The organism is Streptomyces sp. NPDC006261, from assembly GCF_040613515.1.
Lineage (GTDB): Bacteria > Actinomycetota > Actinomycetes > Streptomycetales > Streptomycetaceae > Streptomyces.
In genome coordinates this window covers 1-2,245 of the sequence record NZ_JBEXSI010000147.1, presented here as the reverse complement: position 1 = coordinate 2,245, position 2,245 = coordinate 1, and the positions used below count along the sequence as shown (strand labels likewise).

At 72.9% G+C, this 2,245-nt stretch carries 1 protein-coding gene; it reads right to left on the bottom strand.

Annotated features, from left to right (window positions below):
* Nucleotides 1-2,245: polyketide synthase dehydratase domain-containing protein (locus ABZ154_RS34935; protein ID WP_356838486.1), on the bottom strand; the 2,245-nt coding region annotated here is incomplete at both ends.

Below are 2,245 nucleotides of genomic sequence, written 5' to 3'. Positions count from 1 at the left end.
CGCGAAGACCTCCGCACCCAGATACCTCGCCACCTGGATCGCCGCCATACCCACACCCCCCGCACCGGCATGGATCAGCACCTTCTCCCCCGCACACACCCCACCCAGCTCCACCAACGCGTAATACGCCGTCAGGAACACCAACGGCACCGACGCCGCCGACTCCCACGACCACCCCTCGGGGACGGGGGTCATCATGCGTTCGTCGCCGACCACATGGGTGCCGAAGCCGCCGAAGAGCATGCCCATGACCCGGTCGCCGACCTGGAGGCCGGTGACGTCGGGTCCGGTCCCGACGACGACGCCCGCGGCCTCGGAGCCGAACAGGCCGGCGTCGCCGGGGTACATGCCCAGGGCGTTGAGGACATCGCGGAAGTTGACCCCCGCCGCACGGACCTCGATGCGGACCTCGCGGCCCCGCAGCGGTTCGAACACCTCGGTGAACGGAGCGAGGGTCAGGCCGTCGAGGCTGCCCTTGGCCCGGCTGCCGAGTCGCCACGGCCCGTCGGCCGGCGGCACCAGACCCGTGCCCGACTCCAGCCTGGTGAGACGGCCGACGCGCAGCGCTCCGTCGCGGACCACGGCCTGAGGCTCGTCGGCGTCCGCCAGTCCTGGCAGCGCGGGGAGCACGGAGGCCGAGGCGTCGGCGTCGTCGGCGTCGACCAGCAGGAAGCGCCCGGGGTGCTCCGCCTGGGCCGAGCGCACCAGGCCCCACACCGAGGCGGCCGCCACATCGACGGCGTCCTCGTCGGCGACCGGCATCGCGCCGCGCGTGACGAACACCAGCCGGGAGCCGGCGAACCGCTCCTCGGCCAGCCACTCCTGTATCACCGTGAGGGTGTACTCAGCGAGTTCGTGGGCCGACTCCGCGCCGCGCCCACGGTCGCCACGCAGGGGAACGACGACGGTTCCGGGCGTCTTTGCGTCGTCGCGGGCGGCCAGGTCGGCGAGGGTGGCGGCCGGTGGGGCGAGCCGGGCGGCGCCGGTCGACGCGAGTGCCGCGGTCAGGCCCAGTTCGTCCCTGCCGAGCACCGCCCAGATGGTGTCGGTGTCGGCCTTCTCCGGGGTCGCGGGCGTCCAGTCGACGCGGAAGAGGGAGTTCAGTTCGTCGCGGCGGTCGGCGTCGACCGCCTGCGGGCCCGCTGCGCGCAGGAGCAGCGAGTCCACGGAGATCACGGGTTCGCCCTGGACGTCCACGGCGGCCAGCCGCACGGAGTCCTTGCCGTTGCTGGTCACGCGGACGCGCAGGGTGGCGGCTCCGGAGGCGTGCAGGGACACCCCGTTCCAGGCGAAGGGCAGGAGGCTGCGGTCGTCTCCGTCCGCGCTGGCGAACACGGTGCTGTGCAGGACGGAGTCGAGCAGTGCCGGGTGGATCCCGAACTCGTCCGCGTCGCTGACGCTCCGGTCGAGGGCGACCTCGGCGAAGATCTCCTCGTCCCGGCGCCAGACGGCGCGCAGGCCCCGGAAGACCGGGCCGTAGTCGAGCCCGTTGCTCGCGTAGCGGTCGTACAGGCCCTCGATGTCCACCACGGTGGCGCCCTTGGGCGGCCATACGGCTCCGTCGAAGCCGAGGACCTGCTCCCCGTTGCCGATCCGCCCGGAGGCGTGCAGGGTCCACTCGTCGTCCCGCGCCTCCGCGGGGCGGGTGTAGAAGCGCAGTTCGCGGCGGCCCTCCTCGTCGGCGCCACCGACGGAGATCTGCACCTGGACGGCGCCTGTGCTGGGCAGGATGAGCGGGGCGGCCAGCGTCAGTTCCTCGACGCGGTCGCATCCGGCCTGGTCGGCGGCCCTGATGGCGAGTTCGAGGAAGCCGGTGCCCGGGAAGAAGACCATGCCGCTGACGACATGGTCGGCGAGCCAGGGGTGGGTGGTCAGCGAGAGCGTTCCGGTCAGCAGGAGCTCGTCGGAGCCCGCGACGGACATGGCGGCGCCGAGCAGGGGGTGGTCCGCCGAGGTCAGCCCGAGGCCCGTCGCGTCGGCCGGCCGGAAGGTGGTCCTCGGCCAGAACCGTTCGTGCTGGAAGGCGTAGGTCGGCAGGTCGACCGTACGGGCGCCGGTTCCGGCGAAGAAGTCCGGCCAGTCCACCCGTACGCCCTGGACGTGGAGCCGTGCGAGTGCGGTGACCAGGGTCTCCTCCTCGGGGCGGTCCTTACGGAGGGCGGGCACGGTGACGGCACCCCCCGGCACCGACTCCTGAGCCAACGCCGACAGCACACCGTCCGGCCCCAACTCCAGGAACAGAGAC